This is a genomic window from Chloroflexota bacterium (assembly GCA_013152435.1).
In the GTDB taxonomy this organism is placed as follows: domain Bacteria; phylum Chloroflexota; class Anaerolineae; order DUEN01; family DUEN01; genus DUEN01.
The window spans coordinates 1-16,247 of sequence record JAADGJ010000052.1 but is presented as its reverse complement, the minus strand read 5'-3'; the positions used below and the strand labels follow the sequence as shown (position 1 = coordinate 16,247).

Annotated in this window: 13 protein-coding genes and 3 tRNA genes; 14 read left to right on the top strand and 2 right to left on the bottom strand. The window is 67.0% G+C overall.

All coding sequences use genetic code 11. The features are described from left to right. Positions 1-279 precede the first annotated feature (279 nt). The 7 genes from GXP39_06555 to kduD all read left to right on the top strand — a co-directional run bounded on the left by GXP39_06555 (position 280) and on the right by kduD (position 5,442). On the top strand, positions 280-2,013 hold the full coding sequence (locus GXP39_06555; GenBank protein ID NOZ27697.1) for a tetratricopeptide repeat protein: 1,734 nt from the start codon (positions 280-282) through the stop codon (positions 2,011-2,013). Between the two features lie 89 nt (positions 2,014-2,102). Then, positions 2,103-2,179: transfer RNA gene (locus tag GXP39_06550), tRNA-Pro, on the top strand. Between the two features lies 1 nt (position 2,180). Beyond that, positions 2,181-2,253, top strand: a tRNA-Gly gene (locus GXP39_06545). A 9-nt stretch (positions 2,254-2,262) separates the two neighbouring features. Continuing rightward, positions 2,263-2,335: transfer RNA gene (locus tag GXP39_06540), tRNA-Ile, on the top strand. Between the two features lie 62 nt (positions 2,336-2,397). Continuing rightward, positions 2,398-2,877 carry a CBS domain-containing protein gene (locus tag GXP39_06535; protein NOZ27696.1) on the top strand — a complete coding sequence of 160 codons (480 nt, stop codon included), beginning with the start codon at positions 2,398-2,400 and terminating at the stop codon, positions 2,875-2,877. A gap of 44 nt (positions 2,878-2,921) precedes the next feature. Next, positions 2,922-4,655, top strand: a complete 1,734-nt coding sequence (gene uidA / locus GXP39_06530) for a beta-glucuronidase (GenBank protein NOZ27695.1) — start codon at positions 2,922-2,924, stop codon at positions 4,653-4,655. Between the two features lies 1 nt (position 4,656). After that, positions 4,657-5,442 carry a 2-dehydro-3-deoxy-D-gluconate 5-dehydrogenase KduD gene (gene kduD / locus GXP39_06525; protein NOZ27694.1) on the top strand — a complete coding sequence of 262 codons (786 nt, stop codon included), beginning with the start codon at positions 4,657-4,659 and terminating at the stop codon, positions 5,440-5,442. Between the two features lie 106 nt (positions 5,443-5,548). On the opposite strand, the gene ftcD is transcribed toward kduD, so the two are convergent. Both ftcD and GXP39_06515 read right to left on the bottom strand, forming a co-directional pair. Next, positions 5,549-6,451 (bottom strand): glutamate formimidoyltransferase, encoded by a 903-nt coding sequence (gene ftcD, locus GXP39_06520; protein ID NOZ27693.1) that lies wholly within the window; start codon positions 6,449-6,451, stop codon positions 5,549-5,551. Positions 6,452-6,486: 35 nt separating this feature from the next. Then, positions 6,487-7,701 (bottom strand): M48 family metallopeptidase, encoded by a 1,215-nt coding sequence (locus GXP39_06515; protein NOZ27692.1) that lies wholly within the window; start codon positions 7,699-7,701, stop codon positions 6,487-6,489. A gap of 134 nt (positions 7,702-7,835) precedes the next feature. On the opposite strand from GXP39_06515, the gene GXP39_06510 reads away from it, so the two are divergent. The 7 genes from GXP39_06510 to GXP39_06480 all read left to right on the top strand — a co-directional run bounded on the left by GXP39_06510 (position 7,836) and on the right by GXP39_06480 (position 15,994). Next, on the top strand, positions 7,836-9,482 hold the full coding sequence (locus GXP39_06510) for a hypothetical protein (protein NOZ27691.1): 1,647 nt from the start codon (positions 7,836-7,838) through the stop codon (positions 9,480-9,482). A gap of 9 nt (positions 9,483-9,491) precedes the next feature. Continuing rightward, entirely contained in the window at positions 9,492-10,163 is a 672-nt protein-coding gene (locus GXP39_06505; protein NOZ27690.1) for a hypothetical protein, read from the top strand. Continuing rightward, the gene (locus tag GXP39_06500; protein NOZ27689.1) at positions 10,157-11,575 is read left to right on the top strand and encodes a hypothetical protein; all 1,419 of its coding nucleotides are present in this window, start codon (positions 10,157-10,159) and stop codon (positions 11,573-11,575) included. Before GXP39_06505 ends, GXP39_06500 begins: the two co-directional genes overlap by 7 nt. Before the next feature lie 269 nt (positions 11,576-11,844). Then, positions 11,845-13,122 carry a hydroxymethylglutaryl-CoA reductase, degradative gene (locus GXP39_06495; GenBank protein ID NOZ27688.1) on the top strand — a complete coding sequence of 426 codons (1,278 nt, stop codon included), beginning with the start codon at positions 11,845-11,847 and terminating at the stop codon, positions 13,120-13,122. A gap of 29 nt (positions 13,123-13,151) precedes the next feature. Beyond that, a complete protein-coding gene (locus tag GXP39_06490; GenBank protein ID NOZ27687.1) occupies positions 13,152-14,201 on the top strand; it encodes a hydroxymethylglutaryl-CoA synthase in 1,050 nt (349 codons plus the stop codon). A gap of 51 nt (positions 14,202-14,252) precedes the next feature. Then, on the top strand, positions 14,253-15,422 hold the full coding sequence (locus tag GXP39_06485; GenBank protein NOZ27686.1) for a thiolase domain-containing protein: 1,170 nt from the start codon (positions 14,253-14,255) through the stop codon (positions 15,420-15,422). 170 nt (positions 15,423-15,592) lie between these two features. Beyond that, positions 15,593-15,994 carry a Zn-ribbon domain-containing OB-fold protein gene (locus GXP39_06480; GenBank protein ID NOZ27685.1) on the top strand — a complete coding sequence of 134 codons (402 nt, stop codon included), beginning with the start codon at positions 15,593-15,595 and terminating at the stop codon, positions 15,992-15,994. Positions 15,995-16,247 lie beyond the last annotated feature (253 nt).

Genomic DNA, 16,247 nt, shown 5'->3' with positions numbered 1-16,247 from the left:
CGGTCGATGATCAGGGGAATGTCTTGCGTCGGGCGACACGCGGGGTGTTCCTACCACCCCGATTTCCATCACTGACTTTGAAAAAGCCCTGCATCCCTGTATCCCTCAGCTTGACTTCTCCCAGGGAGATGAGTAAAGTGGGTCTGACTCACTCGTGTCCTCCTGTGCAACCTCTCAACCGCTACATGAGCGGCAGCCGCCGCGCCACCAGGAGAGATACAACCCGGGGGATCATGCGCACGGAACCGCCTCTGGATACTTCCGATGATGAGGAGTGAGGTGAAAGGGACCGCCGACACGGATTTTGGACGCTGGCGATGGGCGTTCGCCGTAACCTTGGCGCTCGGGGTGCTGTGGCTGATCTTCGCGGCCGGCTGGGGCGCCTACCGGGGCTATCAGGATCGCATCGCTTACCGGCGTGCGCGCGCCACGATCCACTATCAGTTGGGAATGGAGTACCTGGAGGCCGGCCGGCTCGACCTAGCGCGCAAGGAGCTGGAGTCCGCCCTGGTGCTGCAGCCCAACCACGCCGCCGCGATCGCCGCGCTGAAACAGCTACAGGAGATGTCCCCATCCGCCCTCGCCACCCCCGCGGCAACCCCTCAGCCCACGCCGGAGCCCACGGCCGCCGCGACCGCCCCGGAACGCGCCCTGGACGCCACGTTTGAGGAGGCAGTGGCCGCCTACCAGGCTGGCAACTGGGAGGAGACGATCCGCCTCCTGGAGTCCATCCGCCTGAGCGATGCCACCTATCGTCGCGAAGAAGTGGAGCAGATGCTGTTCGACGCGTACGTCGCCTACGCCCGATCCCTGGTGGACAAGGACCGCTTCGAGGAGGCGCTGCGCATGTTCGATCGGGCGCTCACCCTGCGCCCGGACGCGCAAGAGGTGAAGGAGGAGCGGGACCTGGCCAAGCTCTACGTGGATGGGTTGAGCTACTGGCGAGCAGACTGGGAACAGGCGCTCGCCCGCTTCCAGGAGCTGTACGACAAGGCGCCCGATTACCGGGATGCCCGACAACGGCTGATCGCGGCGCACGTCAACTACGCCGATTGGCTGGGCAATCGCGGCGACTGGTGTGCGGCCGTCAAACAGTACGATGCCGCGTTGGCGTTCGTGGATACCGCGGACGTGCGAGCCAGCCGAGATCAGGCCGAGGAGCGCTGCCGACTGGGGATCGGCGTGTTGCCGGAGGGGGCAGCGGAGGAGATGGGCGGCCGCCTGGCCCTGGCCGCCTACGATCCCATCGTCCGACATTATCGCATCTTCACCCTGGTGCCGGGAGAGGCCCCCCAGACGCTGCTCGAGGAGGGCACACAGCCCGCCTGGTCGCCCGATGGCCGCCTGCTGGCCTTCCGCTCGCTGAAGCCGGACGAGCTGGGAATAGAGATCCTCGATACGACGACGGGCGAGCGGAGGCGGGCGACGTATTTCGTAGAGGACGGGTTCCCCTCCTGGTCCCCGGACGGCCAGCAGCTCGTGTTCGCCTCCAACCGGGAGGGCGACCGACGCTGGCGTATCTACCGGATGTGGGCTGGCGACCCCAACTCGGTGGTCAGCCTGGGGTACGGACAATCGCCAGCGTGGTCACCCGATGGGCAACGCATCGCATATCAGGGATGCGATGAAACGGGCAACCGCTGCGGCCTGTGGAGCATGGCCTTTGATGGAACCGACCGGAGGCCGCTCACGCAGGTGCCCAGCGACACGGCGCCGGCGTGGTCACCGGATGGCCACCGCCTGGCCTTCATGTCCTACGATCGCTCGGGGCGCTGGGCCCTCTACATGCTCGACATCGAGTCCGGCCAGGTGTCCCCGCTGGTGACGGGGGAACAGAGCGCCGGGCTGCCCGTCTGGTCGCCCAACGGCGCCCAGATCGCCTTCATGCAGGAACAGTCGGGAACGTGGGGGATCTACGTCCTCTCGATCGACAGCGGGGAGACCTACAAGCTGATCGATCTGCCGGGCACGACGGACGATTGGCTCGCGGAGCGGCTGAGCTGGGGGCCATAGTCAGGGGAGGACCGCCGAAACGCCCCGGGAGCCTGAAAAGTCGCCTTCTTCTTGACGCTCCGCACCCTTGTGTGTATACTGCAATTTGCCGGGGCGTGGCGCAGTCCGGTAGCGCACAGCGTTTGGGACGCTGGAGTCGGAGGTTCAAATCCTCTCGCCCCGACCACGCGGGAGTAGCTCAGGTGGTAGAGCATCGGCCTTCCAAGCCGAGTGTCGCGGGTTCGAGTCCCGTCTCCCGCTCTGTCTCCCGGGCCCCTAGCTCAGCGGTCAGAGCGGCCGGCTCATAACCGGTTGGTCCTCGGTTCGAATCCGAGGGGGCCCACTGCCCTCTGTGAGCTCCAGTCGATCGGGCTGGAGTTCGCCATTCCCCAGGAAGGTGCCCTTATGAAAGTCCGCGACATCATGACCACCGACGTGAAAATCGTCTCCCCGGATACCCCCGTGCAGGACATCATCCGCATGTTCCGCGACTACGCCGTCAGCGGGCTGCCCGTCGTGGATGATGAGGGGAAACTGGTGGGGATCGTGACGGAAATGGATCTGATCCGCCGGCACGCCCGGCCCCACGCGCCCATCTACTTCCCCATCCTGGACGCCCGCATCCCCCTGGGCCGGGAGCGGGAGTACCGGGAGACGGTCCGCCGCATCCTGGCCACCACGGCCGAGGAGCTCATGACCTCACCCGTGCAAACCGTCTCCCCCGACATGGACGTGGTCGACCTGGCCACGCTCATGGTGGAGCGCGGGATCAACCCCGTGCCCGTGGTGGAAGATGGGCGGCTGGTCGGCATCGTCAGCCGCACCGATCTCCTCCGCGTGATCGAGGAGTTCGAGGTGCCATCCGAGGACGAAGAGGCTGCATAGCCTCTTTTTTTGTTCACCCATCCTATATCTTATCGAGGTGGCCCATGCTCTATCCACAGTCGAATCCCCTGCGCCAGAGCATCGATCTGTCCGGATTCTGGGATTTTCGCTTCGACCCGGACGACGCGGGGCTCTCGGCGGGATGGCCGGAGGGCTTTCCCGATGGGTCCCCCATCGCCGTCCCCGCCAGCTGGAACGATCAGTTCGAGGATTGGCGTGACTACCTGGGCCCGGCCTGGTACCAGACCCGTTTCGACCTGCCCTGGGGATGGGAGCAGCGGCGGGTGTACCTGCGCTTCGGCTCCGTCAACTATCTGGCCGAGGTATGGCTGAACGGCATCCGGCTGGGCCAGCACGAGGGCGGGCATCTCCCCTTCGAGTTCGACGTGACGCCGCACCTCCGAAGCGAGGGCAACTTCCTGGTGGTGCGCGTGGAGGGCGAACTGGCGCCTGATCGCGTGCCGCCCGGGAACGTCCCTCCCGATCCCCGGGACACGTTCGCCGGGGAGAACTACCCGGATACGACCTTCGATTTCTTCCCATTCTGCGGCATCCATCGGCCCGTGCTGCTCTACGCCACGCCGCATGACGCCATCGCCGACCTGACGGTGGTGACAGAGATCGTGGAGCGCGACGGCATCGTGCGAGTGCAAGTGGACCGCACGACCCCGGACGCGGCGACGGCCCGTTTCATCCTGCGCGGGCACGGCGCCGAGGTCTCCGCCGAGCTGCCCGCCTCCGGCGAGGCGATGCAGGCAGTGCTGACCGTGCCGGGGGCCGCTCTGTGGTCGCCGGAGTCCCCCAACCTGTACGAGCTGACGGTGGAGCTGGTGCGCGGCGGGGAGGCGTTCGATCGCTACACCCTCCCCGTGGGCATCCGCACCATCGCGGTGGACGGCGATGCGCTGCTGCTCAACGGCCAGCCGATCACGCTCAAGGGCTTCGGCCGCCACGAGGACTTCCCCATCACCGGACGAGGAGTGGTGCCCGCCGTCATCGTCAAGGACTACGCGCTGATGCGATGGATCGGCGCGAACTCCTTCCGCACCTCACACTACCCCTACTCCGAGCAGATGATGGACCTGGCCGACCGGCTGGGCTTCCTGGTGATCGACGAGACCCCCGCGGTGGGGCTGTTCTTCCGGGAGGAGGGACTGGAGCGACGGCTGGAGCTGTGCCGCCAGTACACGCGGGAGCTCATCGCCCGGGACAAGAACCACCCCAGCGTGATCATGTGGAGCCTGGCCAACGAGCCGCACTCCAAACGGCCGGCGGCCAAGGCGTTCTTCCGCGACCTGTACGATCTGGCCAAGTCGCTGGACCCCACCCGGCCGGCGACGGTGGTCAGCATGCTGGGGGAGAGCGAGGAGGCCTTCGAATTCTGCGACGTGGTATGCCTGAATCGCTACTACGGCTGGTACACCGAGGGTGGTCGGCTGGAGGAGGGGTGCGCCAAGCTATCCGCGGAGCTGGACGCGCTGCACGCTCGATATCCCAAGCCGCTGCTGCTGACGGAGTTCGGCGCGGACACAATCCCCGGGTACCACGCTCAGCCGCCGGAGATGTTCAGCGAGGAGTACCAGGCGGAGATGCTAGCCCGCTACATCGAGGTGCTGAACAGCAAGCCCTACGTGGTGGGGCAGCATGTGTGGAACATGTGCGACTTCAAGACGGGACAGTCCGTACGCCGCATGGGCGGCATGAACTACAAGGGCGTGTTCACGCGGGACCGTCGACCCAAGCTGGCCGCGCATCGGCTGCGGGAGCTCTGGAGGTGAGATGATCCTGGACCTGTTCCGACTGGACGGGAAGGTCGCCATGGTGACCGGGCCGGGCACCGGGCTGGGGCAGGCCATCGCGCTGGGATTGGCCGAGGCCGGCGCGGACATCGTGGGCGTGTACCGGGAGTCGTTCCGAGAGACTCAGCAGATGGTGGAGGCGCTGGGGCGTCGCTTTCTGCCCATGCAGGCCGACTTATCCCGGACCACCCCTGAGGATCTGCGGAGGTTGATCGACCGGGCGGTGGCGGAGATGGGAAGGCTGGACATCCTGGTGAACAACGCGGGCATCATCCGGCGCACGCCCGCGCTGGAGTTCTCCGAGGCCGACTGGGACGAGGTGATGCAGGTCAACCTCAAGTCGGCCTTCTTCCTGTCGCAGGCGGCGGCCCGGCACTTCGTCTCCCGATCGGACGTCCCGGAAGGGCACAGCCGCGGCAAGATCATCCATATCGCGTCCATGCTCTCGTTCCAGGGAGGTATCCTGGTCGCCTCGTACACGGCCAGCAAAAGCGGGCTGGCCGGGATCACGCGCCTGCTGGCCAACGAGTGGGCGCCCTATGGGATCAACGTCAACGCCATCGCGCCGGGGTACATGGCGACCCGGAATACAGAGCCGCTCCGGCGAGATCCACAGCGCAACCCGGCCATCCTGGCCCGCATCCCGGCCGGGCGCTGGGGCAGGCCGGACGATCTGAAGGGCGCGGCCGTGTTCCTGGCCTCTGAGGCGTCCAACTACATGCACGGGGCCATCGTGCCGGTGGACGGCGGCTGGCTGGCCCGGTAAACGATGAGGACCACAGGATAAGCCCACCCATCGCCCCGTCCAGAGGAGGCGATCACACAAACAGCAGGCGGAGCGCGGGAGCTCCGCCTGCTGTCGTGAGGAGCGGCTACTCCGCCTCCTCGCCGAACAGGCGATTCTCCAGGATGCGATCCGGCGGCAGCTCATCCAGTTGCAGATACCACGCGGCCGCGTCCAACACCGCCTGCTGCGGGATCAGCCCCACCAACTCGCTGCGCCGGATGGTGACCCCATATCGCATCGCCTCCCGCCGCACCATCTCCACGACCCGATGAAGCGGCGTCCGGCGGAAATCGGTGAGGTTCATGGTCACCTGCGCCAGCCCGCCGACCTCCACGCCCAGCGCCTTCACATACCGCAGGCCACCGCTGGAATGGCGCACCGCCCTGGCGATGGCCTGCGCGATGGACACATCGTCCGTGTTCAGGTAGATGTTGAAGGCGATGAGCGGATGGCGGGCGCCGATGATGCAGGCTCCGGCGGAGCCCACATGGAGCGGGCCGAAGTCGGGGACACGATCGGGGTTCGTGGCGATCTCCTCCTTCAATAGCTCATACTCCCCCCGACGCACGTCGGCCAGGTTCACACGGTCCGGGCGGGTGGCGGCCGCCTCGTACAGGTAGACCGGGATGCCCAGCTCCGTGCCGACGCGCTGCCCCAGCCGGCGGGCCAGCTGCACGCAATCCTCCAGCGTGACCCCGCGGATGGGCACGAACGGCACGACGTCGGCCGCGCCCAGGCGGGGGTGTTGGCCACTCTGCCGCTCCATATCGATGAGCCGAGCCGCCGCCGCGATCCCCTGAAACGCGGCCTCCAGCACCGGCTCCGGCGGCCCGGCGAAGGTGATCACGGAGCGGTTATGGTCCGCATCGGAGTGGATATCCAGGACACGAACCTCCGGGACGGCGGCAATGGCATCCCGGATCGCCTGAATGACCTCTGGACGTCGTCCCTCGGAGAAGTTGGGCACACACTCAACGATCGGCTGCATAGTATCCCCCACGCTTACTCCTTACGTTTTACGCTCTACGCTCTACGCTTCACGCCTTCCCGTTTCCCTCTCCCCCACTCCCTCGCCATCCGCACCCGCTCGCCGATGGGGGGATGGCTGTAGAGGAGCCAGACGACCCAACGGGGCGGCTCGGCCTCCGCCAGGTTCTGGTTCGCCAGCCGGGTCATGGCAGAGGCGAACGCGTCCGGCCGCCCGGTCGCCTCCAGCGCGTACCGATCGGCCATGCGCTCTCGCCAGCGAGACCAGGCGTTCTGCAACGGCAGGGTGATCAGCGCAAAGCCGCTGATCACCAGCACCAGCCAGGGCATCGCCGCCAGATCGTCCATCCCCTGAAACCCGAAGCGGGAGATGCCCCATCGCAACGCCACATGTGCCAGGTAGAAGCCAATCAGCGTAAGCGCTGTAGAGACGAGGAGGCTTTTCCCCATGTCGCCGTGGACATGATGCGCGAGCTCATGAGCTAGCACGGCCTCGATCTCGTCGGGCGAATAATGGTCCAGCAACGTGTCGCCCAACACGATCCGGCGCGTGTTGCCCAGGCCCATCAGCCCGGCGTTGGCGGCCGTGGTCGTGCGGCTCATATCGAACGCGTAGACGCCGCGCACGCGCGTGTTCGCCCGCTCTGCCAACCGGATCAACCGCTCGGCCAGCGCGCGGTCCCGTTCCCGCTGCTCGGGATCCTCGGATCGCTCCACCAGGGGCACGAACTTGTAGAACAGAGGGGCGATGAGAACGGGCGCCAGGTTCGCCAGCAGGACGGTGAACACGAGATAAACCCCACCGGCCCATAGCCACCACCTGTCCGGCTGAAAACGCAGCAGCGCGTAGATCGCCTCCAACAGCAGGAGCAGGATCCCCCCGCCGACGGCCATCCCCTTGAGCTCATCCATCGCCCACGAGCGGAGGGTTTGGGTGGACAACCCGTAACGATGCGGCAACACGAAGCCGCTATACCAGGCCAGGGGCATGCGGAGGATCGTGTAGACGCCGCCGAAGGCGATGGTGTACGCGATCAGCCCGATCCACGCGGGGAGCCCCCCCACCACATCGCGCATCCAAAAGGTGAGCCCGCTCAGCCACCAGGCCAGCAGGAACACCAGCCCGAACGCCAGATCCACCCCCAGAAGCCGACGGCGGATGCGGGCGTACTCCCGGGCGCGCGATTGCCGCTCCGGATCCAGCTGCACCCCGGCAAGGCCCTCGGCAATTACAGCGGTCTCCTGACTCATGTGCGCATTCTAGCATCGGGAGGATGCGCTGTCAACGGCTTGCTGTGCCGGTGCCGGTATGGTAGAATCTGCGGCTGAGGACGGGTTAGGCCGAGGAGCCTGACGTCCCGTGAACTTATGGGCCGGAGGAAAGGTTGTCCTGGCTGATCCAGCCGTTGGGGCCAGCGCTCGTCTTGGGGGTGGGGGCGCTGGCCCTTGTCCTGTTGCACGCCTTGCCCTGGCGGCGTGGGGCATCCATCTTGGCGTTGCTCGCCAACCTGGGCGCCCTGGCAGTCCTGATGGCGCTGCGCTCTCCCCACGCCGCCGTCATCGCCGGCCGCCCCTGGACGTCCGTCCTGTTCCAGGTAGATGGTGGCCTCATCTGGCAGGTCAACACGTGGACCTGGGGCGGCGGGTTGATCGTGCTCCTGCTCTCGCTGGTGCTCCCCCTGCTGGCCTGGGAGGAGAGCACCCGGCTGGCCTCCTATCATCGCGCCGCGGACCTGGCCTCGGCGGCGATGGCGCTTCTGGTCCTCTTCTCCGGCAACCTCCTCACCCTGGCCCACATGTGGGTCCTGATGGAGTCGGTAGCGATGGCCCGGCTGGCGCTGGAGCCCATCCGCCAGCCCGAGACGGGACGCGCCGGGCTGAGCGCGGCCAGCGCATTGCTGGTAGCCATGGCATGCCCTCTGTCCGGCCCGGCCCTGCTGACATCCCCCCTCTCCACGGCCATGCTCACGCCGCTGGTCCAGGGGCTGCTGGTGCTGGCCGTGGCCCTGCGAGCCGCCGTGTATCCGCTCCACGGCTGGCTCACGCACAGCCGACTTTCCTCCCCCACCGATCGGATCTCCATCTATCTGATCCCCGCCACGGCCGGGCTATGGCTGTTGGGGACGTTCAACAGCGCGGCGGAGATCGCCTGGTTGGGCAGGCAGGTCTGGAAGACCCTCTGGGTAGTGGGCCTCTTGGGCAGCGCCCTGGCGGCCTGGATAGAGCTGGACCGTTCTCGCTCCCTGGACCTGATATGCGCCAATCGGGCCGGCCTGATCGTGTTGGCGATGAGCATGTGGCCCGGGCAGGGCATGCTTCCCCTGGCGGGCTGGCTGCTGGCCTTCAGCCTGGGGCTGGGCATGCTGTTCGTGGCGCACCTGGTCTATCAGGAGTGGAGGGGACGATGGCCCGCGGCGCTGGCCATCGCGACGCTGCTGGGGTATCCGGCGACGGCGGGGTTCCTGGGGCAGCCATGGACGGCCCAGGCGATGCCGTCCATCGGATACGTCATCCTGTGGGCGACCATCACCCTGGCCGACGCGCTGCTGCTGGCCGCGGTGCTGCGAGGCTGGCAGCCCGCCGTCGGGGTGTTGCCCTCACGCCTGTCCGGCCGCCAATCACGCCTGCTGACGGCAGCGGTCCTGCTGGCCGTGCCGATCATGGTCACCGGGCTCCGCCCCTCCATCGTGTTACGCCTTGGCGGCATCATGGGGTCCACCGCGGGCCTGTGGCCCCTACTGGTAAGCACACCGCCGCCGGCATGGGGACGGCTGCTGGTCGTCACGGTGCTGGGACTGTGGCTCAGCCGGAGATATCGCCCGGTGCTCATCGGATGGCAGGAGATCCGACGCGGCCTCGCTCGCGTCGCCCGGTTGGATTGGGTGTACAGCCTGATCCGAAACGTGATATGGGCGCTCATGGCGATCTGGCGGATGGTGCTCCGCGTGCTCGAGGGGGAAGGGTATCTGGGCTGGGTGCTGCTGACCCTGTTGCTGATCTGGATCCTGGTGAAACCCTGGGTGGGGACATAGGACGGTGCGATGGGAGCCGAACCGATCTTAACCTGGCTGGATCGCCTGCTGGCGTCCATGACGCTCCTGGACGGCTTCCTCAGCGTGCTGGCTCTGGCCGTGCTCACCGCGATCGTGCTCATCAGCGCCGACTGGCGCCTGACCGTGGCGGGGCTGGCCGGGCAGTCCGTGATCCTGGCCGGGCTGGCGACCCGCTACCTTCCGCTGGAGTGGGCCTTCGCACGCATGATCGTCGGGCTGCTGATCGCCATCATGTGGCTCCTATCGGCGTGGACATCTGGTTGGGGGCGCCGCCCGGTGCGCTGGCTCCGCTGGCGATGGCCGCTGCTCTCCACGCGTGGCCTCTTACGGCTCGTCATGGTGATCCTGGTCGCCATCCTGCTCCTGACCCTTCGCCTGCGGCTGCCGCTGCCTGGCCTGGATGGGGACCTGGTCTTCCTGAGCACCTGGCTGATCGCCATGGGCCTGTTGACGCTAGCGCTCAGCGAAGAGCCGCTCACGGGCGGCATGGGGCTGATCTGGTGGATAGAGGCGTTCCAATTGTACTATCCCGCCCTGGAGCGAGACGCGGTGATCGAGGGCACGATGGGGATCGTGAAGCTGCTGATCGGCCTCGCGTGCGCGTACCTCATCACGGTTGAGGGGCTCAGGCTGGACATCTCGCCCGGAGAGGAATGGTGATCACAGGAGCGGAGCTGATCATGGGCGGGCTGGCCCTGTGGGCCGTGCTCGTCTACCCACTGCGACGGTGGGCGGTGCCCTCCGCCCTGGCCGGGGGCGCGGCCGCCCTCCTGCTGACCGCCTTAAGCCTGCGCTGGCCCCTCGATCGGGTGGTCTCGGTGTGGGGGCGTACCGTACTGCTCAGCCAGCCGCTGAAGGGCCTGGGATATACGCTCACCGTGACCGAGGCCGAGCGACCCGTTTTGACCATCCTGGGGTTGATCGCGCTGGCGGCCTTCGTAGGCACATGGCTTCAATCCCCGGGCCGCTCCTTCATCCCCATCGGGCTGGTGATCCTGGCGCTGTGGGCCGGGGCCGTGATCGTGCGGCCGCTGACGGGAGCGCTGACCGGCCTGCTCGCCGCGGGATGCCTGTCCGTGTTCATCGTCCAAGCGGGGCGCGCCGAGCCCACACGAGCCGCCTTCCGCCAACTGTGGTGGCCCCTGATCGCGCTGATGCTGGCGCTGATCGCCGTGTGGCATACCCGCGAGGCCCAATTCCACCCGGATGACGTGACGCACATGCAGACGGCCGCGCGCCTGATGGGATTGACCATGCTCCTGGTGCTGGCTCCCGTTCCCCTGCACGCGCCCGCGATCTCGTTGCTGGCGGAAGCTCCCCCCGTGGTGGGCGCCTTCCTGATGGCGGGCGCGCAGGTGGTCGCATTGCATCTGATTTGGAACGCCTTCATGACATGGCCCTGGCTGTCGGAGCACATCGCCGTGAGCCGGGTGCTGGCCGCGGCCGGGCTGGCGACGCTCCTCTGGGGGGCACTGGGGGCCATGTCGGCCGAGCGCATACGGCGCCTGTGGGCCTACGCGGCCCTGCACGACTGGGGCGTCTTCCTGCTGGGGTTCAGCCTGGGGGCGCCGCTGGAGTGGCGCATCGCGGTCGCCCTGTTCGTGGGCCGGGCGCTGAGCCTCTTCCTGGGCGCCTACGGCATGGCCAGCCTGGGATCACGAGGGGTAGGGGACGACTGGACCGCCGTGCGAGGACAGGCTCGCCGGCTGCCCTGGACGACACTGGCTATCCTGGTGGGAGGGCTGGGGCTGGCCGGCTTTCCCCTGACGGCGGAGTTCGGGCCGCGCTGGGCGCTGATCCAGACGCTGCTGCGCACGCGGCCGGCGTGGGGACTCCTGGTGGTAGCCGGGCAGCTGGGGGTGGCCATCGGCTATCTGCACCTGCTCCAATCGTTTTGGGCGCCGCTTCCGCCGGAGCGTCGTCTGATCCGCCGGGAGAGGCTCCCGACCGTCATCCTGATCGGCTTCGGCGTGGCGCTCTCGGGCATATTGGCGTTGGTCCCCCAGATGGCCGACGGCGTGGTGCAGACGATCATCAGCATCGTGGTACAGACATCGCGCGGCCCGATGTGAGGAGGCGATTCGTGAGTCGCCCCTTCCTCTTTCCGGTGCGCCGCCCTTTCGGAGAACAAGGCGACAGGAAAGCCTCATCACGGGCCCATCTCGCGTCAACGGCCCTGAGGCTGGCCCAAACGTCCCATCGATCCGGCGGAAATTGGAAGACATCTGATAGATTTTGACAGCGCCGGTGTAGTAGAGTCTCGTGGTTCCGAGTGGCGGATTTAGGACGCAACCAACGTCAGGGCTCCGAGAGGCGGGGCCCTTTCTGTGTGGAGGAAGCGGTGTCATCATCCCGATTGCGCGGATTCTACAAGCTCGACGTAGAACAACGGGTGGAAATCGTGGCCCGGTGGGCGGGATTGACGGCCGAGGAGCGCGAGCAGCTCCGTCACAGCCTGGACGTCGCCCAGGCGGACAAGATGATCGAGAACGTGATCGGCCTGCACGCCCTGCCGCTGGGCATCGCCGTCAACTTCCAGATCAACGGACGGGATTATCTGATCCCCATGGCCATCGAGGAGCCCTCGGTGGTGGCGGGGGCCAGCTATGCCGCCCGGCTGGCACGCGAGGGGGGCGGCTTCCAGGCGGAAAGCGACGAGCCGGTGATGATTGGACAGATCCAGGTGCTCGACCTGGCCGATCTCGAGGCGGCTCGCGCCGCCGTGCTCGCCGAGAGGCAGCGGCTGCTGGAGCTGGCGAACCAGACCGACCCGGTCGTCGTTCGCTTGGGAGGGGGCGCTCGCGATATCGAGGCCCGGATCATCCCGGAGAGCCCCGTGGGGCCCATGCTGGTCATTCACCTGCTGTACGACTGTCGGGACGCTATGGGGGCCAACACGGTGAACACGGCATGCGAGACGCTGGCCCCCGTCGTGGAGGAGATCACGGGAGGGCGGGTGAACCTGCGTATCCTCTCCAACTTGGCCGATCGGCGGCTGGCGAGGGCCCGCTGTGTGATCCCACCGAAGGCGCTGGAGACGGACGAGTTCCCAGGCCCGCTGGTCGTGGATCGCATCGTGGAGGCTTACGCGCTGGCGGCCGCGGACCCGTACCGGGCGGCGACGCACAACAAGGGGATCATGAACGGGGTGGACGCCGTGGTGATCGCCACGGGGAACGACTGGCGGGCCGTTGAGGCGGGCGCGCATACCTACGCCGCCCGTGACGGACGCTACCGATCCCTCTCCGTCTGGGAGAAGGACGCCTCGGGCAATCTGGTGGGACGTCTAGAGATGCCGCTGGCCCTGGGAACCGTGGGCGGAGCCACTCGCGTGCACCCGACGGCGCGCCTGGCGCTGCGCATCCTGGGCGTGAAGACGGCCCGGGAGCTGGCCGAGGTGGTCGTGGCCGTGGGGCTGGCGCAAAACCTGGCGGCCATTCGCGCCCTGGCGACGGAAGGGATCCAGCGCGGGCACATGGAGCTGCACGCCCGGCAGGTGGCCATCGCCGCGGGCGCGGTGGGCGATGAGATCGACTGGGTGACGGAGCGTATGGTGGCCGAGCGAGTGATTCGGCTGGATCGTGCTCAGGAGCTGTTGGCCGAACGCAGACGAGGATAAGAGCGGAAACCGGGAGGTCGGATAGGGATATGTTGAAGCCGACGCGATCTGTGGGGATTATCGGATACGGGGCCTATGTGCCCCGCTACCGGCTGCCGTCGGTGGAGGTGGCCCAGGTCTGGAGCGATGGACAGGGCAGCCTGCCCATCGAGGAGAAAGCCGTGCCCGGACTGGACGAGGACACGGCGACGATGTCCATCGAGGCGGCGCGCAACGCCCTGGCTCGCGCCGGGATCGACCCCACCCGGATCCGGGCCGTGTGGGTGGGCAGCGAGTCGCACCCATATGCCGTGAAACCCACCGCCACCATCGTGGCCGAGGCGATCGGCGCGGTGCCCTTCACCCAGGCGGCCGACTGGGAGTTCGCCTGCAAAGCGGGGACCGAGGCGATCCAGGCGGCCATCGGCCTGGTCGGGTCCGGCATGGCGGATTACGCGCTGAGCATCGGCACGGACGCCGCTCAGGGACGGCCGGGGGACGCCCTGGAGTACACGGCCGGGGCAGGCGGCGCGGCCTACATCCTCGGGCCGGCCGAGGAGAGCCTGGCCGTGTTCGAGGGGTCCGTATCCTACGTCACCGACACGCCCGACTTCTGGAGGCGGCCCTACGCACACTATCCGAGCCATGGGCAACGGTTCACCGGCGAGCCAGCCTACTTTCACCACATCCTCTCGGCCGCGCGACAGCTGCTGGCGGATCTGGATCTCAAGCCCGGCGACTTCCGCTACGCGGTGTTCCACCAGCCGAACGCGAAATTCCCTCGCCGGGTCGCCAAGATGCTGGGCTTTCGGCCGGAGCAGCTGGAGGCAGGGCTCCTGGTCGATCACATCGGCAACGCCTACGCGGGCTCCTCGCTGCTGGGGCTCTCGGCCGTGCTGGACGAGGCGAAGCCGGGGGACCGGATCCTGTTGGTCAGCTTCGGATCCGGCGCCGGAAGCGACGCCTTCTCGCTGGTGGTCACGGAGCACATCGAGGAGCGTCGCGGCCGGGCCCCACGGACCCGGGATTACGTCCAGCGACGGCAGGTGATCAACTATGCGACGTATGCCCGCTTTCGCGGCAAATTGCTGGTGAGATGACCAGCAGAAGCATCACGAAAAGCCAAGCCGAACTACGATAAGGGGTAGGGTATGCGAGAGGTAGCCGTCATCGGCATCGGTCAGACACCCGTGGGGGAGCACTGGGAGCGCTCGCTGCGCCACCTCGCGCATGATGCGGTCAAGGCCGCCCTGCAGGACGCGGGGGTGGAGCGCCCGGACGCCCTATACGTGGGGAACATGCTCTCCGGGGAGCTCACAGGGCAAGAGCACCTGGGGGCGTTGATCGCGGACTTCGTGGGTCTGCGCGGCATCGAGGCCGTGAAGATCGAGGCGGCCTGCGGGTCGGGGGCGGCCGCGTTCCGCATCGGCTACATGGCCGTGGCCGGCGGCCTGCACGACGTGGTCGTGGTGGTCGGCGTGGAGAAGATGACGGATAGCCCCTCCGAGGTCATCACCTCGGCGCTGGCGATGGCGGCGGACCAGGAGTACGAGGCGGGGCAGGGGATCTCCTTCGTCGCCCTGAACGCTCTGCTGATGCGCCGCTACATGCACGAGTTCGACATCCCACACGACGCCTTCTCCGGGTTCGCCATCAACGCGCATCGAAACGCGGCGGGGAATCCCAACGCCATGTTCCAACGGCCCGTCACGCTGGAGGCATATCGCCAGGCCCCCATGATCGCCGATCCCATCAGCCTGCTGGATTCATCGCCCATCTGCGACGGGGCGGCGGCGGTGGTGCTGGCCCCGACCGACAGCGAGATCGCCCGACAGGCCAGGCAGAGGCATGGGATCGCTCGCGTCATCGCCTCGGCGGTCGCGACGGACTCCGTCGCCATCCACGATCGACGGGACCCGCTGTTCCTGGAGGCCGTGGCCCTCTCCTCTTACAAAGCGTATGAGCAGGCCCAGGTGCAGCCCTCGGACATCCACCTGTTCGAGCTACACGACGCGTTCAGCATCACGGCCGTGTTATCGCTGGAAGCGGCCGGGTTCGCCCGAAGGGGGAAGGGAACCCTGCTGGCCATGGACGGCGAGATCTCCATCGAGGGGCGTATCCCCGTCTCCACCATGGGAGGGCTCAAAGCGCGAGGACATCCCGTGGGGGCCACGGGCATTTACCAGATCGTGGAGGTGGTGCAGCAATTGACCGGCCGCGCCGGGCCCAACCAGGTGCAACACGCGGGCATCGGCATGGCCCAGAACGTCGGCGGCAGCGGGGCCACGGTCATCACACACATTCTGGAGGCCGCCGACTGAGATCCGCATTTGTACATGCAATTCTTTGCATTACCGGGCAAGAACACGGGCTGTCAAAAACTGTCAAAACCGGACGAGGGCATCGCGCCGTGGAGATTGATAGTTCATGAGAGTCGTTTTTCGGTAGAATGATGGCAGTTTGGCGTAGAAGCTGAGGAGGTTCCATGACCATGCATATTGCGCGTGAATGGCGAGTTAGACGACAACGATATCGCCTGGTGGGAGAGGTCTGCGATCAATGTGGGCGCACCCTCTTTCCGCCGAGGGATACCTGCCCACACTGCACGGAGCCGGCGCAGACCGTGCAGACATTGAGCGGGCGGGGAGAGGTCTTCTCCTTTTCGACGATGTACGACGCCCCAGAGGGGTTCGAGGAGTACGTCCCCTACACGGTCGCGCTCATAGAGCTGGAGGAGGGCCCCATGGTGACCGCACAGCTCACCGACGTGCGCCCGGAGGAGGTCCGAATCGGCATGCCGGTGGAGATGGTCACGCGAAAACTGAGGGACGAGGGTCCTGAGGGACAGATCCTGTACGGGTACAAGTTCCGCCCGCGCGTCAGGGAGAGCTGACCCTCTCACCACTCCCCATACCGAAGCGATCATGGACGGCCGGAGTCAGGGAGCACCTGGCCCCGGCCGTTTTGATTGGGTCCACCTCGCCGCCAGGGCTTTTTCAAAGTCAGTGATGGAAATCGGGGTGGTAGGAACACCCCGCGTGTCGCCCGGCGCAAGGGATTCCCCTGATCATCGACCGAGGGAAAACGGCCCTCATCCCCCGAAGGGGGCTCAACGGTGGGTGGTGGCGGCGGCGCAGCGGAGCTGC